Here is a 20,200-nt window from a genome sequence, read left to right as displayed (position 1 = left end):
CCTTTTTTCGTAAGTAAGCAACATAAGCTGTCACGTTTTGTGATGGCTATTAGAAATTCCTATGCAACAACTGAAAAAAAATTACAAAAAATGCTTTCTGAACTGAACAAAAAAGAGTAAAGTTATTCGCGTAGGGTACAGAGGTAAGATGTTCTATCTTTCAGACCTTTTACTTCACGTAATCGGATTTGGCTGAATTTTTTAGCCGCCCCAGTCAGTAATGACTGGGGCGTTTTTTATTGGGCGAGAGAAAAGATCTGAATTGCCTGATGCATAACGCTTATCAGATTTACGGCGTGAGTCGCAATATTTTGAAGACCCTGGCCAGACAAAGCATTTAAGCTGCATCCGGCACCGGGGAAAGAAAATTATTCGCCGTCCTGATTCTCTTCGACGGGCTGCATTTCGCTAAACCAGGTATCCAGCTTCTGACGCAGCTTATCCACACCTTGTTTCTTCAGCGAAGAGAAGGTTTCTACCTGCACATCACCATTAAATGCCAGCACCGCTTCACGCACCATATTCAATTGCGCTTTACGTGCACCGCTCGCCAGTTTGTCCGCTTTGGTCAGTAGCACCAACACGGCGATATTGCTGTCCACCGCCCACTCAATCATCTGCTGATCGAGATCTTTCAGCGGATGGCGAATATCCATCAGTACCACCAGACCTTGCAGGCTCTGACGTTTTTCGAGGTATTCGCCGAGCGCGCGCTGCCATTTGCGCTTCATCTCTTCCGGGACTTCCGCATAACCGTAGCCAGGCAAGTCAACCAGACGCTTGCCATCAGCCACTTCAAACAGGTTGATAAGCTGGGTGCGCCCTGGCGTTTTCGAGGTACGAGCCAGGCTTTTCTGGTTAGTCAGCGTGTTCAGCGCGCTGGATTTACCTGCGTTGGAACGGCCTGCAAAAGCCACTTCGATCCCGGTATCGGAAGGTAAGTGGCGAATATCAGGCGCACTCATCACAAAATGCGTCTGTTGATAATTCAAATTAGTCAAAGCGGTCGTCTCCGTCAGTCAAAGCTTTTCAGCGATTATACCTGAACCACAATAAAAGACGGATTTTTCGGGGGGCATGGTGTAAGTAAAAGCCACATGCTTTGTGAGACATTGCCGATCATCTTTATGCGAAATCGAAGAGAAAATTCTGCGATGCATGTCAAATAGGTCAAATAAATCATGTGATTAGTTTTATACAATAATCTGAAAATGAGAAAATACTGATGATAGTTTATTGTTTGTTTAGCGCAGAAGCGTAAAGTAGCACCCATAGAGCGAGGACGCTAAAGGAAGATGACTCAGGATGAGGGTCAGGAGCGCCAGGAGGCGAAGACAGAGGATTGTCAGGAAGACAAACGTCCGGAGACGTAATTAAACGGAAATGGAATCAACACGGAATGTTCTGGCTAATGGAAAAACAGGGTGTGTTGGCGGCCTGCAAGGATTGTAAGACCCGTTAAGGGTTATGAGTCAGGAAAAAAGGCGACAGAGTAATCTGTCGCCTTTTTTCTTTGCTTGCTTTCTGTTAGATTCCGCCGCAAATCTATACTGAATAAAACGGCAAAAAGACGAACCATTATGAAACCATCATCTTCAAACTCACGCAGCAAAGGTCACGCAAAAGCGCGTCGAAAAACACGCGAGGAGCTGGATCAGGAAGCTCGTGACCGCAAGCGCCAGAAAAAACGCCGTGGTCATGCGCCGGGCAGCCGCGCAGCGGGCGGTAACACTACATCAGGCAACAAAGGCCAGAACGCACCGAAAGATCCACGTATTGGCAGTAAAACCCCTATTCCATTGGGTGTGACTGAAAAAGTCACCAAACAGCACAAACCGAAGAGTGAGAAACCTATGCTTTCACCGCAGGCGGAGTTGGAGTTACTGGAAACGGATGAGCGTCTGGATGCGCTGCTGGAACGTCTGGAAGCAGGCGAAACCCTGAGCGCCGAAGAGCAATCCTGGGTTGATGCCAAACTGGATCGTATTGATGAGTTGATGCAGAAACTCGGCCTCTCTTATGACGACGATGAAGAAGAGGAAGAAGACGAGAAGCAAGAAGACATGATGCGTCTGCTGCGGGGCAACTAACGGATTGCCACCGTGGGCCTTCCCGTTCTGCTGATAACCCTTCCGGTTATATGTTATCTGGTGTGGTTATTCGTTAAACTACAACGGTTGTCGCGGCGACAAAAGTGGCTGCGCAACCGGCTGATGACCCGAACCGGGCATCCGTCGGTACGCCGTAGCCGCCAGAGACGCCATCGGAAGGAGTGAGCATGTCTGTACAGCAAATCGACTGGGATCTGGCCCTGATCCAGAAATATAATTATTCCGGGCCACGATACACCTCGTACCCGACCGCGCTGGAGTTTTCAGAAAACTTTGGCGAACAGGCGTTTTTACAAGCCGTGGCGCGCTATCCTGAGCGTCCATTATCTCTCTACGTACATATCCCGTTCTGCCATAAGCTTTGTTACTTCTGCGGTTGCAATAAGATTGTCACACGCCAGCAGCACAAGGCTGACCAATACCTGGACGCGCTGGAGCAAGAAATCGTCCATCGTGCACCGCTGTTTGCCGGGCGTCACGTTAGTCAGTTGCACTGGGGCGGTGGTACGCCGACGTATCTGAATAAAACGCAAATCAGCCGCCTGATGAAGCTGCTGCGGGAAAACTTCCAGTTCAATGCCGACGCGGAAATCTCGATCGAAGTCGATCCGCGTGAAATCGAACTGGATGTACTCGATCATTTACGTGCCGAAGGTTTTAACCGTCTGAGCATGGGCGTGCAGGACTTCAACAAAGAAGTGCAGCGTCTGGTTAACCGTGAGCAGGATGAAGAGTTCATCTTTGCGCTGCTTAACCATGCGCGTGAGATTGGCTTTACCTCCACCAACATTGACCTGATTTACGGCCTGCCGAAACAGACGCCGGAGAGTTTCGCTTTTACCCTGAAACGCGTAGCGGAACTTAACCCCGATCGTCTGAGTGTCTTTAACTACGCACATCTGCCGACCATTTTTGCTGCTCAGCGTAAAATCAAAGATGCTGACCTGCCGAGTCCGCAGCAGAAACTCGATATTCTGCAAGAAACCATCGCCTTCCTGACGCAATCGGGCTATCAGTTTATTGGTATGGATCACTTTGCCCGCCCGGATGACGAGCTGGCTGTGGCTCAGCGTGAAGGCGTGCTGCATCGTAACTTCCAGGGCTACACCACTCAGGGGGATACCGACCTGCTGGGGATGGGCGTTTCAGCCATCAGCATGATTGGCGACTGCTACGCGCAAAACCAGAAAGAGTTGAAGCAGTACTATCAGCAGGTGGATGAACAAGGCAATGCGCTGTGGCGCGGTATTGCGTTAACGCGCGATGACTGTATTCGCCGCGATGTGATTAAGTCGCTTATCTGCAATTTCCGTCTGGATTACGCCCCCATTGAGCAACAGTGGGATTTGCACTTCGCTGATTACTTTGCGGAAGATCTCAAGCTTCTCGCCCCGTTAGCAAAAGATGGGCTGGTGGATGTCAATGAGAAGGGGATTCAGGTGACGGCGAAAGGCCGCTTGCTGATCCGCAACATTTGCATGTGCTTCGATACTTATCTGCGCCAGAAAGCGCGGATGCAGCAGTTCTCACGGGTGATTTAAATAGTGAATGGCGCTTCGTTTACAAGTTAGAAAACGAAAGCGCCATCAATGTACTGAGAACAAGGTTGCCTGATGCGCTACGCTTATCAGGCCTACAAAACCTGTTGAAATTATTGCTTTTGTAGGCCGCATCCGGCATAAACCACGAGCTTCAGCTAAACAGCCCAATCATCGCGACACACAGGATGGCCGCAACGGCAGTTTGCGGTGTGTGGCTATCAACTGCGCCACTCGATACCAGATTAATTATTGATTCCAGCATAATGACTTCCCCCGTTTTCCGGGCAAGATCATACTGAACTTATCGGAACAGTAAAGTGCAAAATAACAGCAATTTGCGCTCAATAATCAATCTTTACACACCAGCCGTGAATCACTCCATCCCCAACTCTTTTAACTTACGTGTCAGGGTGTTACGTCCCCAACCAAGCAGTCGCGCTGCTTCCTGTTTATGCCCCTGCGTATGTCGCAAAGCAGTAGTTAGTAACGTCCGCTCCAGCTCTGGCTGCGCTTCAGAAAGCAGGTTTTGATGACCGGAACGCAGCGCCCGATCTGCCCACTGTGCTAACAATGTTGCCCAACTGTCCGGTTGCATAGTGGAAGGACTTTCCGGTACGGTTGATTCAAACAGTTCGCTTGGCAAATCCTGAATCAACACTTCCTGTCCGGCGGCCATCACCGTTAACCAGCGGCAGGTGTTTTCCAGTTGGCGCACGTTCCCCGGCCACGCCAGACGCGTCAGGGCGGCTTCGGTTTCCGGATGCAGCAACTTCGCTTCTACGCCCAATTCGCGCGCGGCAACCTGTAAAAAATGGCGCGCCAGGCGGGGAATATCTTCCCGACGCTCGCGCAGTGGCGGCAGATGAACGCGGATAACGTTCAGGCGGTGGAACAGATCCTCGCGGAACTTGCCTTCCTGCACGCGCAGTTCCAGGTTCTGGTGGGTCGCAGCGATAATACGCACATCCACTTTCACCGGCGCATAGCCGCCAACGCGGTAAAACTGACCGTCTGCCAGCACGCGCAGTAACCGTGTCTGCACATCCAGCGGCATATCGCCAATTTCATCAAGGAATAACGTGCCGCCATCGGCCTGTTCAAAACGGCCCTGACGAACGGTATTGGCACCGGTAAACGCGCCTTTCTCGTGACCAAACAGTTCTGATTCGATCAAGTCTTTTGGGATAGCCGCCATATTCAGCGCGATAAACGGCGCTTTGGCTCGCGGGCTGTGGCGATGCAGGGCATGAGCGACCAGCTCTTTACCGGTGCCGGACTCGCCATTGATCAACACGCTAATAGAAGAGCGCGAGAGCCGACCGATAATACGGAACACGTCCTGCATGGCTGGCGCTTCGCCGATGATATCGGTTGTTGGGCCGTTAAGCTGAATATTGCGCGGCTGCTGCTGTTCCTGGTAATGGCTGATGGCGCGCTCAACCAGCGCCACGGCTTCGTCGATATCAAACGGTTTGGGCAGATAATCAAACGCCCCTTGTTGATAGGCGCTAACGGCGGCATCCAGATCCGAGTGCGCGGTCATAATGATGACCGGAAGCATCGGGTGGCGCTGTTTAATCTGTTTGAGCAGCGCCAGCCCGTCCATTCCGGGCATACGGATATCTGAAAGCAGCACATCCGGCGTTTTGCTCGCCAGCGCCTCCAGCACCTCCGCGCCGTTCTCAAACGTCGTACAAGTTAAACCCGCCCCAGCGAGCGCACGTTCAAGCACCCAACGGATGGAACTATCGTCATCGACTACCCAGACTATCCCTCGTTGCATAAACGTCACCTTTATTTCCTGATAGGCAGGTAAACCGAGAACTCGGTATGACCTGGCCAACTGGTAAATTCAATTTTGCCTGAATGCTGATCAATCAAATTACGGGCGATGGATAAGCCAAGCCCGGTGCCGCCTTCGCGACCGCTGACCATCGGGTAAAACAGCGTATCCTGTAAGTGAGGCGGGATACCCGGCCCGTTATCTTCCACATCGATCCGCGCTGCCAGCCGATAGCGTTCGCCGTGCAAGGTCAGTTGAAACGCGGTGCGGGTACGCAGAATAATTTCGCCGCCTTCCGGTCCCAGTGCCTGTAGCGCATTACGCACAATATTCAGCAATACCTGTTCAATTTGATCCGGATCGTGCGCCAGTTCCGGCAGGCTGGGGTCGTAATCACGAATCAACCGCACGTTACCCGGCAGTTCCATCGATACCAGCGCCACTACGCGCTCTGCCACCTTGTGAATACTTTCGGTAACACGCGTACCGGGCAGTTGCGGCCCCAACAGACGGTCGACCAGATTACGTAATCTGTCCGCCTGCTCGATAATTACTTTGGTATATTCCAGCAGCGATGGATCGGGCAACGCTTTGCTGAGTAGCTGTGCCGCGCCACGTAAACCGCCAAGCGGATTTTTAATCTCATGTGCCAGGCCGCGTACCAAATCGCGGGCAGCCACCTGCTGGGCGTGCTGTAGCTGTTCCTGACTTAAGCGGCGCTGATTATCCATTGGTGCCATCTCCAGCAGGATCATGCCATCAGGCATACGCTGAGCTGTCACAGAAAGGATATGCGAGCGCCCGTCAATCACCAGCGTCACTTCGTTATCGGTAAACCCTTGCCCCGCCTCCAGACTTTCTTGCATTAATTCGATATTTAATGAGAAGTAGCTCAACAGTTCCGGTAACGGCGTACCGAACAATTTGCGGGAGCTTTGGGCGAGCAGTTGTTGCGCGGCGGGGTTGGCGTAATGTATCGCCAGATTGTCATCAATTAACAAAATACTGTTAATCAGCGAGTTGAGGATCTGCCCAGCATCGGGCTGCGTGCCTGTTGCCATAAAGCAGTCTCCTGAACAGGTTGCACCATTTTAGTGCATTATAGCTTTTTACGGATAAAAAGCGCGAAGCATCAGAGAAATGACGGAGAAAAAAGCCCATGCAGAGATGGGCTGAAAGTTTCCACGGCAACTAAATCCCGGCGTTGTTCGCGCCGGGTAGTACAACTTCAACTATTAGACGCTGTAGTACAGCTCAAACTCTACCGGATGCGGAGTCATACGCACGCGGTCATCTTCTTCGCGACGCAGGGCGATGTACGCATCGATTGCTTCATCAGTGAACACGCCACCGGCTTTCAGGAACTCGCGGTCCAGATCCAGTTCGTTCAGTGCTTCTTCCAGAGAGCCTGCAACCTGTGGGATCTCTTTCGCTTCTTCCGGCGGCAGGTCATACAGGTTTTTGTCCATCGCTTCGCCTGGGTGGATCTTGTTCTTGATACCATCAAGACCCGCCATCAGCAGGGCAGCAAAGCACAGGTACGGGTTAGCGGCCGGATCCGGGAAACGTACTTCGATACGACGCGCTTTTGGAGACGCAACCACCGGAATACGGATAGAAGCAGAGCGGTTACGCGCAGAGTAAGCCAGCATTACCGGTGCTTCGTAACCCGGAACCAGACGCTTGTAAGAGTTAGTGGTCGGGTTTGCCAGCGCGTTAATCGCTTTCGCGTGTTTGATTACGCCGCCAATGTAGTACAGCGCCTGCTCAGAAAGACCCGCGTATTTGTCGCCTGCGAACAGGTTAACGCCGTTTTTAGACAGCGACATGTGGCAGTGCATACCGGAGCCGTTATCACCAAACATCGGTTTTGGCATAAAGGTCGCGGTTTTACCGAAGCGGTGCGCCACGTTGTGAACGACATATTTGTAGATCTGAATTTCGTCAGCTTTTTTGGTCATGGTATTGAAGCGGGTTGCCACTTCGTTCTGACCTGCGGTCGCTACTTCGTGGTGATGTGCTTCAACCACCAGACCCATCTGTTCCATTACCAGGCACATTTCAGAACGGATATCCTGAGCTGAGTCTACTGGCGGAACCGGGAAGTAACCGCCTTTCACTGCCGGACGGTGACCTTTGTTACCACCTTCGTATTGGGTGGAGGAGTTCCATGCGCCTTCGATATCGTCGATAGCAACGTGAGAACCGGAGATAGAAGATCCGAAACGGATGTCATCGAACAGGAAAAATTCTGGTTCTGGCCCGAACAGTACGGTGTCGGCAATGCCAGTAGAGCGCAGGTAATCTTCGGCGCGTTTCGCGATGGAGCGCGGGTCACGGTCATAGCCTTGCAGGGTGCCAGGTTCAAGGATGTCGCAACGGATAATCAGGGTAGAGTCGGCGAAGAACGGGTCAATCACTGCGGTGGATGCGTCTGGCATCAGCACCATGTCGGATTCGTTAATGCCTTTCCAGCCGCCAATCGAGGAGCCGTCAAACATTTTGCCTTCTTCGAAGAATTCAGCATTCACCTGATGAGCAGGGATAGTGACGTGCTGTTCTTTACCTTTGGTATCGGTGAAGCGCAAATCAACAAACTTCACTTCGTGCTCGTTCAGCATCGTCAGTACGTGTTCAGCGGACATACTTTAACTCTCCTGGATTGGTCATTGTCGTCGTGGTAACGAAATCTGCAATTATTTTGGCCGTGTCGCCGTAAAAAAGATAAAGCGAAATCTGTGCCAACTTTTAAATTGCCCCTAAAAGGCGTTATCATGCTTAACATCGTGCAAAAGGGCTGCACCGTGATGTGAATGTTGCACCAATATAGTGCTTCAATGGAAACATTAAGCACCATGTTGGTGCAATGACCTTTGGATAACCCTTTTTATGCTCCGTGAAAGCGATCACAAAGGGACTCTGCAATACTTGTTTGCGGAGGATGTTTGTGATCCTGTTTTGTAGTGCGATTAATCCGTGTACAATAACGCGCTATTTCTAATGCCTGAGGCAAAGTTGTGATCGAAAAATTGCGTAATATCGCCATCATCGCGCACGTCGACCATGGTAAAACCACCCTGGTAGACAAGCTGCTCCAACAATCCGGTACGTTCGACTCTCGTGCCGAAACCCAAGAGCGCGTGATGGACTCCAACGATTTGGAGAAAGAGCGTGGGATTACCATCCTCGCGAAAAACACCGCTATCAAATGGAATGATTACCGTATCAACATCGTTGATACCCCGGGGCACGCCGACTTCGGTGGTGAAGTTGAACGTGTAATGTCCATGGTAGACTCAGTGCTGCTGGTGGTTGACGCATTTGACGGCCCGATGCCGCAAACGCGTTTCGTAACCAAAAAAGCGTTTGCTTACGGCCTGAAGCCGATTGTTGTTATCAACAAAGTTGACCGCCCTGGCGCGCGTCCTGACTGGGTTGTGGATCAGGTATTTGACCTGTTCGTTAACCTCGACGCGACCGACGAGCAGCTGGACTTCCCGATCGTTTACGCTTCTGCGCTGAACGGCATCGCGGGTCTGGATCACGAAGATATGGCGGAAGACATGACCCCGCTGTACCAGGCGATTGTTGACCACGTTCCTGCGCCGGACGTTGACCTTGACGGTCCGTTCCAGATGCAGATTTCTCAGCTCGATTACAACAGCTATGTTGGCGTTATCGGCATTGGCCGCATCAAGCGCGGTAAAGTGAAGCCGAACCAGCAGGTTACTATCATCGATAGCGAAGGCAAAACCCGTAACGCGAAAGTCGGTAAAGTGCTGGGCCACCTCGGTCTGGAGCGTATCGAAACCGATCTGGCGGAAGCTGGCGATATCGTGGCGATCACTGGCCTTGGCGAGCTGAACATTTCTGACACCGTTTGCGACACGCAAAACGTTGAAGCATTGCCGGCACTCTCCGTTGATGAGCCGACCGTTTCCATGTTCTTCTGCGTTAACACCTCTCCGTTCTGCGGTAAAGAAGGTAAGTTCGTAACGTCTCGTCAGATTCTGGATCGTCTGAACAAAGAACTGGTACACAACGTTGCGCTGCGCGTAGAAGAAACCGAAGACGCCGATGCGTTCCGCGTTTCTGGTCGTGGCGAACTGCACCTGTCTGTTCTTATTGAGAACATGCGTCGTGAAGGTTTCGAACTGGCGGTATCCCGTCCGAAAGTTATCTTCCGTGAAATCGACGGTCGTAAACAAGAGCCGTTCGAAAACGTGACTCTGGACGTTGAAGAACAGCATCAGGGTTCTGTAATGCAGGCGCTGGGCGAGCGTAAAGGCGAGCTGAAAAACATGAATCCAGACGGTAAAGGCCGCGTACGTCTCGACTACGTGATCCCAAGCCGTGGTCTGATTGGCTTCCGTTCTGAGTTCATGACCATGACTTCCGGTACGGGTCTGCTGTACTCCACCTTCAGCCACTACGACGACGTACGTCCGGGTGAAGTGGGTCAGCGTCAGAACGGCGTACTGATCTCTAACGGCCAGGGTAAAGCGGTAGCGTTCGCGCTGTTTGGTCTGCAGGATCGCGGTAAGCTGTTCCTCGGTCACGGTGCAGAAGTTTACGAAGGTCAGATTATCGGTATTCACAGCCGCTCTAACGACCTGACTGTAAACTGCCTGACCGGTAAGAAACTGACCAACATGCGTGCTTCCGGTACTGACGAAGCCGTTGTTCTGGTTCCGCCAATCCGCATGACTCTGGAACAAGCACTGGAGTTCATCGATGATGACGAACTGGTAGAAGTTACTCCGACCTCTATCCGTATTCGTAAACGTCACCTGACGGAAAACGATCGTCGCCGCGCGAACCGTGGTCCAAAAGAAGATTAATTTTTCTTTTTAGTCGTGAAAAACCTGCCAGTGATGGCAGGTTTTTTTTTGCCTTTGCAGGTCTGATAAGATGCGTCAGCATCGCATCAGGCATTATCGAAAGCCCTGCACACGGAGAAAATCCGCAATCGCGTCAGTGTTGTTGTGACCAATAACACTTTCAGCACAGGCACTCGCCATTACCCATCGCAATGCCTTTCCCAGCCATCCTCAAAATAAAGGCTATGATTTCATCCAGCGCGATGCACCTGGGTTAACCCGCTTACCCAGGCACCTGACGCAATAAATCTAACGCCGGAATTTGTGACGCAAGATAAGCCGCTGGTCATCGAAACCCGTTGGCCATTTACGCCTGAATCTTAACCATTCATCTATTGCGAAAAAGCCAGTGAAATTACTCTGCTTTTTCGCAATCAGCGTCACAAGATTACCCTTATTGCCACATAGCCAAACCCCTCCTTTCCCGCTACAGTTAATTTCCTGTGGCGAGAAAGGAGGCAAAAATGCTCTATATCTTTGATTTAGGTAATGTGATTGTCGATATCGACTTTAACCGTGTGCTGGGAACCTGGAGCGATTTAACGCGCGTTCCGCTGGCTACGCTTAAGAAGAGTTTTCATATGGGGGAGGCGTTTCATCAGCATGAACGTGGGGAAATTAGCGATGAAGCGTTCGCAGAGGCGCTGTGCCATGAGATGGCCTTACCGCTAAGCTACGAGCAGTTCTCCCACGGCTGGCAGGCAGTGTTTGTCGCGCTGCGCCCGGAAGTGATCGATATCATGCATAAACTGCGTGAACAGGGGCATCGCGTGGTGGTGCTTTCCAATACTAACCGCCTGCATACCACTTTCTGGCCGGAGGAATACCCGGAAATCCGCAACGCTGCCGACCATATCTATCTGTCGCAAGATTTAGGTATGCGCAAACCGGAAGCGCGGATCTACCAGCATGTTTTACAGGCAGAAGGTTTTTCACCAGATGATACCGTCTTTTTCGATGACAACGCCGATAATATAGAAGGGGCTAATCAGCTAGGCATTACCAGCATTCAGGTAAAAGATAAAACCACCATCCCGGACTATTTCGCGAAGGTGTTATGCTAAAAACCATCCATGAAAAAGCCAGGCATCGTACCCGTCCGCTATGGGCCTGGCTGAAACTACTCTGGCAACGCATTAATGAGGACAACATGACAACCCTGGCAGGTAACCTTGCCTATGTGTCGTTGCTCTCATTAGTGCCGCTGGTTGCCGTTGTTTTTGCGCTTTTCGCCGCTTTTCCCATGTTTTCCGACGTCAGCATTCAGTTGCGTCACTTTATTTTCGCCAACTTTCTGCCTGCCACCGGCGATGTTATCCAGCAATATATCGAACAGTTTGTTGCCAATTCCAACAAGATGACCGCCGTCGGGGCATGTGGCCTGATCGTCACGGCGTTATTGCTGATGTACTCCATCGATAGCGCACTTAACGCCATCTGGCGCAGTAAACGGGTGCGTCCCAAAATTTACTCGTTTGCCGTGTACTGGATGATTTTAACGCTGGGGCCGCTGCTGGCAGGGGCCAGTCTGGCGATCAGTTCCTATTTGCTCTCCCTGCGCTGGGCGAGCGATCTCAATACCGTCATCGACAATGTGCTGCGTATTTTTCCGCTGCTGTTGTCGTGGATCTCCTTCTGGCTGCTGTACAGCATTGTTCCTACCATCCGCGTACCTAACCGCGACGCTATTGTCGGCGCGTTTGTCGCCGCGCTCCTGTTCGAAGCAGGAAAGAAAGGTTTCGCGCTTTATATCACCATGTTCCCGTCGTATCAGCTCATTTACGGCGTACTGGCGGTGATCCCCATTCTCTTCGTCTGGGTCTACTGGACATGGTGTATCGTCTTGCTTGGCGCGGAAATTACTGTCACTCTCGGGGAATACCGCAAACTAAAACAAGCAGCTGAACAAGAAGAAGACGACGAACCATGATTGCATTAATTCAACGCGTAACCCGTGCCAGCGTCACCGTGGAGGGAGAAGTGACGGGCGAAATTGGCGCGGGACTTTTGGTGTTATTGGGTGTCGAAAAGGATGACGACGAACAGAAAGCAAACCGTCTGTGCGAGCGTGTGCTCGGCTATCGCATCTTTAGCGATGCCGAAGGCAAGATGAATCTCAACGTGCAACAGGCCGGCGGCAGTGTGCTGGTGGTTTCCCAGTTTACCCTTGCCGCAGATACCGAACGAGGGATGCGCCCAAGTTTCTCCAAAGGCGCATCACCGGATCGCGCAGAGGCGTTATATGACTATTTCGTCGAACGCTGCCGTCAGCAGGAGATGAACACGCAAACAGGACGCTTCGCTGCGGATATGCAGGTATCGCTGGTCAATGATGGCCCCGTGACATTCTGGTTGCAGGTATGAGCCAGCTTCCAGGGGTATCACGGGAAACAAGAGAGAGTATCGCTATGTATCACCTTCGGGTTCCACAAACAGAAGAAGAATTAGAGCGTTACTATCAGTTTCGCTGGGAGATGTTGCGTAAACCCCTGCATCAACCGAAAGGTTCGGAACGCGACGCGTGGGATGCGATGGCGCATCACCAGATGGTCGTTGACGAGCAGGGTAATCTGGTGGCGGTAGGGCGGCTGTATATCAATGCCGATAACGAAGCCTCCATCCGTTTTATGGCGGTACACCCGGACGTGCAGGACAAAGGGTTGGGGACGCTGATGGCGATGACGCTTGAGTCGGTGGCGCGTCAGGAAGGTGTTAAACGCGTGACCTGTAGCGCCCGCGAAGATGCGGTGGAGTTTTTCGCCAAGCTGGGGTTTGTGAATCAGGGAGAAATCACCACACCAACTACCACGCCCATTCGTCATTTTTTGATGATTAAACCTGTCGCTACTCTGGATGATATTTTGCATCGCGGCGACTGGTGCGCACAGCTCCAGCAGGCGTGGTATGAACACATCCCATTAAGTGAAAAAATGGGCGTGCGTATTCAGCAATATACTGGGCAAAAATTTATCACCACCATGCCGGAAACCGGCAATCAGAATCCGCATCATACGTTATTTGCCGGGAGTTTATTCTCGCTGGCAACACTCACCGGTTGGGGGCTTATCTGGCTGATGCTGCGTGAACGCCATCTCGGCGGAACGATTATTCTGGCCGATGCGCATATCCGCTACAGCAAACCGATTAGCGGTAAACCCCATGCGGTAGCCGACCTCGGTGCGTTAAGTGGCGATCTCGACCGTCTGGCGCGCGGGCGTAAAGCGCGGGTGCAAATGCAGGTTGAAATCTTTGGCGACGAGACGCCTGGTGCGGTGTTTGAAGGGACGTATATCGTTCTTCCCGCTAAGCCATTTGGCCCGTATGAAGAGGGCGGGAACGAAGAAGAGTAGGGTGGACGTTTTAATTAAAGACCGGTTGGTGGTGGCACTGACCGGTCAGTTACGGATGATTAATTTCACCTTAATCTCCGGTGCTGTAAAGAAGCTGACTTTTTTCGGGTACACCACCTGGATGATGCAAATGAAGACCCAATCAAAAAAATATTCTTGAATATAATATATTCATAACACCCATAACTCATCCTTATTATTTATTGTCGCTTTTCTGTGGGAGTGTCCCCGCCTAATTAAGAGTAATAAATTATTCTGGGCGATAACTAAGCCATTTTTGAGTAACAATTAAAATAATTGCAACTGTTGTATTATTTCTGGAAAACGTCTCGCAAAAACAAAACCGTATGAAAAAATAAGCTTTCGTCAGTTAATTTTTCGGCGTAATTTTCGCACATACATTAATGAGTAATTTATGTAAGGTGGTGAAAATGGCGATGAATACGGTTTTTCTTCATTTATCAGAAGAGGCAATTAAACGGCTGAATAAGCTCAGGGGCTGGCGTAAGGTTTCGCGATCTGCAATTTTACGCGAAGCGGTAGAGCAATATCTGGAGCGTCAGCAATTTCCGGTGCGTAGGGTAAAAGGCGGCAAGCAAAGGAGTGAGGCAGTAGGTGTTGAAGAATAGTGTAAGCTGCGCGAGGAATGGTAATGGCAAAAATGATACCAATCAGAATACTGAAAAGTGCGCGTTGTTCATACCGGATGCGGCTTGCACGCCTTATTCGACCTACAAAATCATGCCAATTCAATATATTGCAGTTTTTGGGGTAGGCCTGATAAGCGTAGCGCATCAGGCAATCTTACGTTTGTCATCAGTGACATACCAATAACCTTATCGATGTGTTGCTGGGAAAATTGAGACCAAACAGGCACTGACAGCATGGACTTGAATTGGTAACGCGGAATACGAGAGATGGTGTATCACACCCTATGAGCTGTAATCCGGGCGACCTGCGCCACCCGGAAAACGTCAGAGATTACTCCCCTTCACCTGGAAACAGGAACGGGTTGATGGAACTACGGGCATAGCCTTCTTGCTCCATTCGTGCGTCCAGTACCAAGGAGGCGAGGTCATCTGCCACGGCTTCAACTTTCGGCTCTTTTTCCTGATAAAGAATCTTCAGGTAAGTGCCACAGTCATCGCAGCTTTCGGCTTTAATCGCGGCCTGTTCGTCATCCAGCGACCAGTAATGCAGTTTGCCGCTCTGCTCGCAGTTGCTGCATTTTACGCGCACCACGTGCCATTCGGTTTCGCACAGGTTGCAGTGCAGGTAACGCAAACCCTGAGTGGTGCCAATTTGCACCATGCTGGACACCGGCATAGAACCACAAACCGGGCAATATTGACGTTGTTCGCCGTATTCTGCGCGGGCTTTGCCGGGGATCAGGTTAGCCATTTGCGCCCAGTAGAGCGACAGCGCGGCCCAGATAAACGGTGCTTTATCGCTGCTGACGGAGGAGAAATCAGAGGCAAACAGCGCGCTGGCCATATCTTCCAGCTCCTGGGTTGATGCCTTCTCCAGATTCTCAATCACGGCCAGCGCCGGACCGCTCATTTCAGGTTTCAGCTCGGCAATCAGCGCCATCAACAGTTTTTGCCAGTGCTTATCGCGCGGCAGAACGTGAATATCCAGCGGTGGCTTGCCTTGTGCGCTGGCTTCTTTAATGCGTGCAGTCAGATCCATCTCCAGCGGATGGTCGTACAGCACCACTTCCTGGGCGTGGGCGATAAGCGCAGCAAAGCGCAGGTAATCACCCAGCGGATTATTTTCTGCCAGTTCGCGCAGACGCTCGGCGCGGCGGTTGTACAAATTTTTGAGCCGAGGGAACAATAACGGCGGAATCATATCCGCCGTACGTTTCTCGCTCGAACCCAGCTCATCTTGCGGGATTATGCGAATACTCATTCAGCTTTCTTTTCCGTTGTCTTGCGGACTTCACGATACCAGCGTGGATGGTGTTTCTTCGCCCATGCGCTGGTAACCCATCCTTCCACCATGGCGGTAATCGTGCCTTTCACCCAAAGGGCGGCGTAGATATGCACCATGATAACCACAATTAACGCTACTGCGGCAAATGAATGCAGCATTAACGCGAATCGGATCACCGGGATTGAGAAAGCAGGCGCAAAATAAGGACGCCAGATAATCACACCGCTCACCAGCAGCAGAACCAGGAAAATAATCGCTGCCCAGAAAACGCATTTCTGACCGAAGTTATAACGCCCGGTGTCACCTACTTCCTCGTTGACGACGATCTTACGAATATTCTTCGCCCAAAAGATATCATCCCGATTGATTAGGTTGTGATGCCAGTAACGGAAAAACATGATGATGAACGAGGCAAACATAACCACGCCGACAAACGGGTGCAGAATACGCGCCAGCTGCGGTGTGCCCATGATTTGCATCAACCAGTTGAAGGATGGGAACAAAAAGCCCAGCCCACTCACCGCCGCCAGGATGAAGCAGAAGGCGGTTACCCAGTGGTTGATACGTTCCGGCGCGGTGTAGCGCACGATGGTGTCACGTCGTTTCATTTGCGCTCCTCGTCTTTCTCTTCGTGCAGATTGTTCTCTTCCTCATCCGCACGGTTCGGACCGACACCCACGTAGTGGAAGATACTGGCCGCAAAGGTAGCCGCAAAGCCAACAGCCGCGAGCGGTTTCCAGATGCCTTTCCAGAATTTCACGGTTTCGCTGATTTCCGGGTTCTCCGGCAAGCCATGATACAGATTCGGCTTGTCAGCATGGTGCAGCACGTACATAACGTGTGTACCACCGACGCCAGCCGGATCGTACAGACCCGCATTGTCGTAACCACGGGTTTTCAGCTCAGCCACACGCTCGCTCGCCAGCGTTTTCATCGACTCTTTCGTACCGAAATGAATCGCGCCCGTCGGGCAGGTCTTCACACAGGCCGGTTCTTGCCCAACCACCACGCGGTCAACGCACAACGTACATTTGTAGACGCGGTTGTCTTCCGGGTTGAGGCGCGGAATGTCGAACGGACAGCCCGCAATGCAATAACCGCAGCCAATGCACTGCTCGGACTGGAAGTCGACGATGCCGTTGGCATACTGAATAATTGCACCTTCCGCCGGGCACGCTTTCAGGCAGCCCGGATCGGAACAGTGCATACAGCCGTCTTTGCGGATCAGCCATTCCAGTTTGTCATTCTGCTCCACTTCCGAGAAGCGCATTACCGTCCACGATTTGGCGCTTAAATCATTGGGGTTATCGTACACCCCAATGTTATTGCCGACGGTATCGCGAATGTCGTTCCACTCTGAACACGCCACCTGACAGGCTTTACAGCCGATACAGGTGGTGACGTCGATGAGTTTCGCCACTTCTTCCTGGAAGTCCCGCGCCTGAGGCGCGGGGGTCAGACCGTTAGTCGCGGAACGACGAATGATATCTTGAGATTGATAAGCCATATGTCGTCTCCGTTACACCTTTTCCACATTCACAAGGAAGGACTTAAACTCCGGCGTCTGCGTGTTCGCATCACCGACGAATGGCGTCAACGTATTGGCAATAAAGCCTTTTTTCGCCACGCCTTCATAGCCCCAGTGAATCGGAATACCGATGGTATCGATATCTTTGCCGTTCGCTTTCAGCGTGCGAATACGTTTGGTCACCACCGCTTTGGCTTTGATATAGCCACGGTTGGAGGAGACTTTCACGGTATCGCCCTGAGCAATGCCAAGTTTATTCGCCAGCGACTCACCGATTTCCACAAACTGCTCTGGTTGCAAAATCGCGTTCAACAGCGCGTGTTTGGTCCAGTAGTGGAAGTGCTCGGTCAGACGATAGGTGGTTCCGACATACGGGAACTTATCGGCTTTACCCAATGCTTCAGCGTCATCTTTAAAGATACGCGCAGCCGGATTCGAGATAACGTTTGGATGCAGCGGGTTAGTCCCCAGCGGCGTTTCAAACGGCTCGTAGTGTTCTGGGAACGGACCTTCCGCCATCTTATCGAGAGCAAACAGACGCCCCATGCCTTCCTGCTGCATGATAAACGGCCCAACGCCGCTGCCCGGAGGCGCTGCGCTGTAGTCCGGAATATCCCAGCCGGTCCACTTGGTGCCGTCCCATTTCAGCAACTGACGCTTCGGATCCCACGGGTTACCCTGCGGGTCTGCGGAGGCGCGGTTATACAGGATGCGGCGGTTAAGCGGCCATGCCCATGCCCAGCCCAGCGTGTTACCGAGGCCAGACGGATCGGCGTTATCTCGGCGTGCCATCTGGTTGCCTTCCGGCGTCCAGCTACCTGCGAAAATCCAGCAGCCACAGGAAGTCGTACCATCATCGCGCAGTTGGGCGAACGAACTAAGTTGTTGGCCTTTCTTAACGATAACCGCACCGGTTGCTGGATCGGTAATATCGGCCAGCGCCTTACCGTTGCTCTCCATCGCCACTTCTTCTGAAGATGGCTCATGCGGAATGGCGTAGTTCCAGGTCATGTTCAGTACCTGATCCGGGTTCGCGCCACCCTGTTCGGCATACATCTTGCGCAAGCGCAGGAAGATACCGGAGAGGATCTCGCCGTCGGTCAGTGCAATCCCTGGGGCGTCCGCACCTTTCCAGTGCCACTGCAACCAGCGACCAGAGTTAACGATTGAACCGTTCTCTTCCGCGAAGCAGGTCGATGGCAGGCGGAACACTTCGGTCTGGATCTTCGACGAATCAACTTCGTTCAGCTCACCGTGGTTCTGCCAGAAGTTAGAGGTTTCAGTGTTCAGCGGGTCGATGGTGACGAGGAACTTCAGTTTCGACAGACAACCGATCACTTTGTTTTTGTTCGGGAATGAGGCAACGGGGTTAAAGCCCTGGCAGATATAGCCATTGACCTTGCCCTCTTTCATCATCTCGAAGTATTGCAGGACGTCGTAACCTTTATCCCACTTCGGCAACCAGTCAAAGCCCCAGCTATTTTCCGCCGTCGCTTTATCACCAAAGAAGGCCTTCATCATTGAGACGAAGAATTTCGGGTAGTTGCCCCAGTAGTTTACCTGGCCTTCCAGCAGCGGTTTCGGCGTGTTGGCGGTAAGGTAGGTTTGCAGATCGGTCTGCTTCTCGCTTGGCAGCGTCATGTAACCCGGCAGGCTCTGCGACAGCAGCCCCAGATCCGTCAGCCCCTGAATGTTGGAGTGACCGCGCAGGGCGTTAACGCCGCCACCTGCCATCCCCATGTTGCCGAGCAGCAGCTGGATCATCGCCATGGTACGGATGTTCTGCGCACCAACGGAGTGTTGCGTCCAGCCGAGCGCGTAGAGGAACGAGGCGGTTTTATCGTGTGCACTGGTTTCGGCGATGTATTCGCAGACTTTCAGGAACGCGTCTTTTGGCGTACCACAGATGTTTTCAACCACATCTGGCGTATAACGGGAAACGTGCTGTTTCAGCAAGTTCCACACGCAGCGTGGATGTTGCAGCGTGGTATCGCGTTTGGCGAAGCCGTTTTCGTCCAGTTCGTAAGTCCAGGAGGATTTATCGTACTTGCGTTTTTCCGCGTCGTAGCCGGTGAACAGGCCATCTTCAAAGCCGTAATCTTCACGCACGATCAAGCTGGCGTTGGTATAGGCTTCGGTGTATTCGCGGTTGAATTTTTCATTGTTCAGCAGGTACAGCAATACGCCTGACAGGAAAGCAATGTCAGTACCGGAACGAATAGGGGCATAGTAGTCAGCCACCGCCGCCGTACGCGTAAAGCGAGGATCAATCACAATTAGCTTCGCGCCGTTGTGAATTTTGGCTTCCATCGCCCAGCGGAATCCTACCGGGTGAGCTTCAGCGGCATTACCGCCCATCACCACGACGAGGTTGGCGTTCTTGATGTCGACCCAGTGGTTGGTCATCGCACCGCGACCAAATGTTGGAGCAAGACTTGCTACCGTTGGTCCGTGTCAGACACGCGCCTGGTTGTCGACCGCGAGCATACCCAGCGCGCGGGAGAATTTTTGCGTTAAATAGCCGGTTTCGTTACTCGACGCGGAAGCACACAGCATCCCGGTGGAGAGCCAGCGGTTAACAGTCACGCCTTCGGCGTTTTGCGCAATGTAGTTCGCATCGCGGTCTTCTTTCATCAGTTTGGCGATGCGATCAAACGCCTCTTCCCAACTGATTTGCTGCCATTTATCAGAACCAGGCGCACGGTATTCCGGGAACTTCAGACGGCTTTCGGAGTGGATAAAATCCACCAGGCCAGCGCCTTTCGGACAAAGTGCACCACGGTTGACCGGGTGATCCGGATCGCCTTCGATATGGAAGATAGATGCTTTGGCGTTTTTTGCTCCGTCACCGAGGCTGTACATCAACAGCCCGCAACCAACAGAACAATAGGTGCAGGTATTACGGGTTTCGCGGGTGCGCAGCAGTTTATACTGCCTTGTTTCCGCGAGTGCTACGCTGGGTGCAAAGCCCAGTGCCGCTGCCGTGGTGCCTGCCATACCGCCAGCGCAGATCTTAAAGAACTGCCTTCTGCTGACCTGCATGGATTGCTCCTTGTTTCGACATTGTCACGT

General features: G+C 52.1%; 18 protein-coding genes and 1 pseudogene. 10 read left to right on the top strand and 9 right to left on the bottom strand.

The genetic code is table 11. From position 1 onward, the window contains the following. Positions 1–148 precede the first annotated feature (148 nt). A complete protein-coding gene (spfP, locus tag C3D30_RS20895; RefSeq protein WP_071892919.1) occupies positions 149–196 on the top strand; it encodes a small protein SpfP in 48 nt (15 codons plus the stop codon). A gap of 172 nt (positions 197–368) precedes the next feature. Here the strand turns inward: spfP and yihA are convergent, their stop codons facing one another. Further along, positions 369–1,001, bottom strand: coding sequence for a ribosome biogenesis GTP-binding protein YihA/YsxC (yihA, locus tag C3D30_RS19210; protein WP_000183348.1), 633 nt, complete (start codon positions 999–1,001; stop codon positions 369–371). 579 nt (positions 1,002–1,580) lie between these two features. Between yihA and yihI the strand changes: the two genes are divergently transcribed. Further along, positions 1,581–2,090 (top strand): Der GTPase-activating protein YihI, encoded by a 510-nt coding sequence (yihI, locus tag C3D30_RS19200; RefSeq protein ID WP_010348274.1) that lies wholly within the window; start codon positions 1,581–1,583, stop codon positions 2,088–2,090. A gap of 188 nt (positions 2,091–2,278) precedes the next feature. After that, positions 2,279–3,652, top strand: coding sequence for an oxygen-independent coproporphyrinogen III oxidase (hemN, locus tag C3D30_RS19195; protein ID WP_000116119.1), 1,374 nt, complete (start codon positions 2,279–2,281; stop codon positions 3,650–3,652). 151 nt (positions 3,653–3,803) lie between these two features. Here the strand turns inward: hemN and C3D30_RS19190 are convergent, their stop codons facing one another. From C3D30_RS19190 to glnA, 4 genes are all read right to left on the bottom strand, one after another. Next, on the bottom strand, positions 3,804–3,914 hold the full coding sequence (locus C3D30_RS19190) for a YshB family small membrane protein (protein ID WP_000893993.1): 111 nt from the start codon (positions 3,912–3,914) through the stop codon (positions 3,804–3,806). A gap of 111 nt (positions 3,915–4,025) precedes the next feature. Continuing rightward, the gene (gene glnG, locus C3D30_RS19185) at positions 4,026–5,435 is read right to left on the bottom strand and encodes a nitrogen regulation protein NR(I) (RefSeq protein WP_105285867.1); all 1,410 of its coding nucleotides are present in this window, start codon (positions 5,433–5,435) and stop codon (positions 4,026–4,028) included. 11 nt (positions 5,436–5,446) lie between these two features. After that, entirely contained in the window at positions 5,447–6,496 is a 1,050-nt protein-coding gene (gene glnL / locus C3D30_RS19180) for a nitrogen regulation protein NR(II) (protein WP_000190576.1), read from the bottom strand. 174 nt (positions 6,497–6,670) lie between these two features. After that, the gene (gene glnA / locus C3D30_RS19175) at positions 6,671–8,080 is read right to left on the bottom strand and encodes a glutamate--ammonia ligase (protein ID WP_001271712.1); all 1,410 of its coding nucleotides are present in this window, start codon (positions 8,078–8,080) and stop codon (positions 6,671–6,673) included. Between the two features lie 372 nt (positions 8,081–8,452). On the opposite strand from glnA, the gene typA reads away from it, so the two are divergent. From typA to C3D30_RS19130, 7 genes and pseudogenes are all read left to right on the top strand, one after another. Beyond that, the gene (typA, locus tag C3D30_RS19165; RefSeq protein WP_000570663.1) at positions 8,453–10,276 is read left to right on the top strand and encodes a ribosome-dependent GTPase TypA; all 1,824 of its coding nucleotides are present in this window, start codon (positions 8,453–8,455) and stop codon (positions 10,274–10,276) included. Between the two features lie 246 nt (positions 10,277–10,522). Then, positions 10,523–10,639: pseudogene (locus tag C3D30_RS20515) on the top strand (aldose 1-epimerase); the annotation flags it as partial. 140 nt (positions 10,640–10,779) lie between these two features. Continuing rightward, positions 10,780–11,379: a glucose-1-phosphatase gene (gene yihX / locus C3D30_RS19150; protein ID WP_105287269.1), complete on the top strand. Its 600-nt coding sequence runs from the start codon at positions 10,780–10,782 to the stop codon at positions 11,377–11,379. After that, the gene (locus C3D30_RS19145) at positions 11,373–12,245 is read left to right on the top strand and encodes a virulence factor BrkB family protein (RefSeq protein ID WP_000920721.1); all 873 of its coding nucleotides are present in this window, start codon (positions 11,373–11,375) and stop codon (positions 12,243–12,245) included. Before yihX ends, C3D30_RS19145 begins: the two co-directional genes overlap by 7 nt. Next, a complete protein-coding gene (dtd, locus tag C3D30_RS19140; protein ID WP_000560983.1) occupies positions 12,242–12,679 on the top strand; it encodes a D-aminoacyl-tRNA deacylase in 438 nt (145 codons plus the stop codon). Before C3D30_RS19145 ends, dtd begins: the two co-directional genes overlap by 4 nt. Before the next feature lie 44 nt (positions 12,680–12,723). Further along, positions 12,724–13,665, top strand: a complete 942-nt coding sequence (gene fabY / locus C3D30_RS19135) for a fatty acid biosynthesis protein FabY (protein WP_001297068.1) — start codon at positions 12,724–12,726, stop codon at positions 13,663–13,665. A gap of 431 nt (positions 13,666–14,096) precedes the next feature. Continuing rightward, a complete protein-coding gene (locus C3D30_RS19130) occupies positions 14,097–14,294 on the top strand; it encodes a ribbon-helix-helix domain-containing protein (protein ID WP_001251295.1) in 198 nt (65 codons plus the stop codon). A 352-nt stretch (positions 14,295–14,646) separates the two neighbouring features. Here the strand turns inward: C3D30_RS19130 and fdhE are convergent, their stop codons facing one another. From fdhE to fdnG, 4 genes are read right to left on the bottom strand one after another with little or no spacing between them, the layout of a single operon-like run. Beyond that, complete coding sequence (gene fdhE, locus C3D30_RS19125) at positions 14,647–15,576, bottom strand: formate dehydrogenase accessory protein FdhE (RefSeq protein ID WP_000027708.1); 930 nt, start codon at positions 15,574–15,576, stop codon at positions 14,647–14,649. After that, positions 15,573–16,208: a formate dehydrogenase cytochrome b556 subunit gene (fdoI, locus tag C3D30_RS19120; RefSeq protein ID WP_000829031.1), complete on the bottom strand. Its 636-nt coding sequence runs from the start codon at positions 16,206–16,208 to the stop codon at positions 15,573–15,575. The genes fdhE and fdoI overlap by 4 nt, the downstream gene beginning before the upstream one ends. After that, entirely contained in the window at positions 16,205–17,107 is a 903-nt protein-coding gene (gene fdoH, locus C3D30_RS19115; protein ID WP_000331377.1) for a formate dehydrogenase O subunit beta, read from the bottom strand. Before fdoH ends, fdoI begins: the two co-directional genes overlap by 4 nt. Before the next feature lie 12 nt (positions 17,108–17,119). Next, entirely contained in the window at positions 17,120–20,170 is a 3,051-nt protein-coding gene (fdnG, locus tag C3D30_RS19110) for a formate dehydrogenase-N subunit alpha (RefSeq protein ID WP_010723259.1), read from the bottom strand. Positions 20,171–20,200: the final 30 nt, after the last annotated feature.

The organism is Escherichia sp. MOD1-EC5433 (genome assembly GCF_002966005.1).
Taxonomy (GTDB): domain Bacteria; phylum Pseudomonadota; class Gammaproteobacteria; order Enterobacterales; family Enterobacteriaceae; genus Escherichia; species Escherichia ruysiae.
Note: the sequence above shows the minus strand (reverse complement) of the source record. Positions and strands in the feature narration are given on the sequence as shown.

Excerpts from the sequence above, each read along its gene's own strand:
- C3D30_RS19190 (WP_000893993.1), bottom strand. The coding sequence starts at position 3,914 with ATGCTGGAATCAATAATTAATCTGGTATCGAGTGGCGCAGTTGATAGC.
- glnA (WP_001271712.1), bottom strand. The coding sequence starts at position 8,080 with ATGTCCGCTGAACACGTACTGACGATGCTGAACGAGCACGAAGTGAAG.
- yihX (WP_105287269.1), top strand. The coding sequence starts at position 10,780 with ATGCTCTATATCTTTGATTTAGGTAATGTGATTGTCGATATCGACTTT.
- dtd (WP_000560983.1), top strand. The coding sequence starts at position 12,242 with ATGATTGCATTAATTCAACGCGTAACCCGTGCCAGCGTCACCGTGGAG.
- glnL (WP_000190576.1), bottom strand. The coding sequence starts at position 6,496 with ATGGCAACAGGCACGCAGCCCGATGCTGGGCAGATCCTCAACTCGCTG.
- fdoH (WP_000331377.1), bottom strand. The coding sequence starts at position 17,107 with ATGGCTTATCAATCTCAAGATATCATTCGTCGTTCCGCGACTAACGGT.
- C3D30_RS19145 (WP_000920721.1), top strand. The coding sequence starts at position 11,373 with ATGCTAAAAACCATCCATGAAAAAGCCAGGCATCGTACCCGTCCGCTA.
- fabY (WP_001297068.1), top strand. The coding sequence starts at position 12,724 with ATGTATCACCTTCGGGTTCCACAAACAGAAGAAGAATTAGAGCGTTAC.
- hemN (WP_000116119.1), top strand. The coding sequence starts at position 2,279 with ATGTCTGTACAGCAAATCGACTGGGATCTGGCCCTGATCCAGAAATAT.
- fdoI (WP_000829031.1), bottom strand. The coding sequence starts at position 16,208 with ATGAAACGACGTGACACCATCGTGCGCTACACCGCGCCGGAACGTATC.
- yihI (WP_010348274.1), top strand. The coding sequence starts at position 1,581 with ATGAAACCATCATCTTCAAACTCACGCAGCAAAGGTCACGCAAAAGCG.
- fdhE (WP_000027708.1), bottom strand. The coding sequence starts at position 15,576 with ATGAGTATTCGCATAATCCCGCAAGATGAGCTGGGTTCGAGCGAGAAA.
- C3D30_RS19130 (WP_001251295.1), top strand. The coding sequence starts at position 14,097 with ATGGCGATGAATACGGTTTTTCTTCATTTATCAGAAGAGGCAATTAAA.
- glnG (WP_105285867.1), bottom strand. The coding sequence starts at position 5,435 with ATGCAACGAGGGATAGTCTGGGTAGTCGATGACGATAGTTCCATCCGT.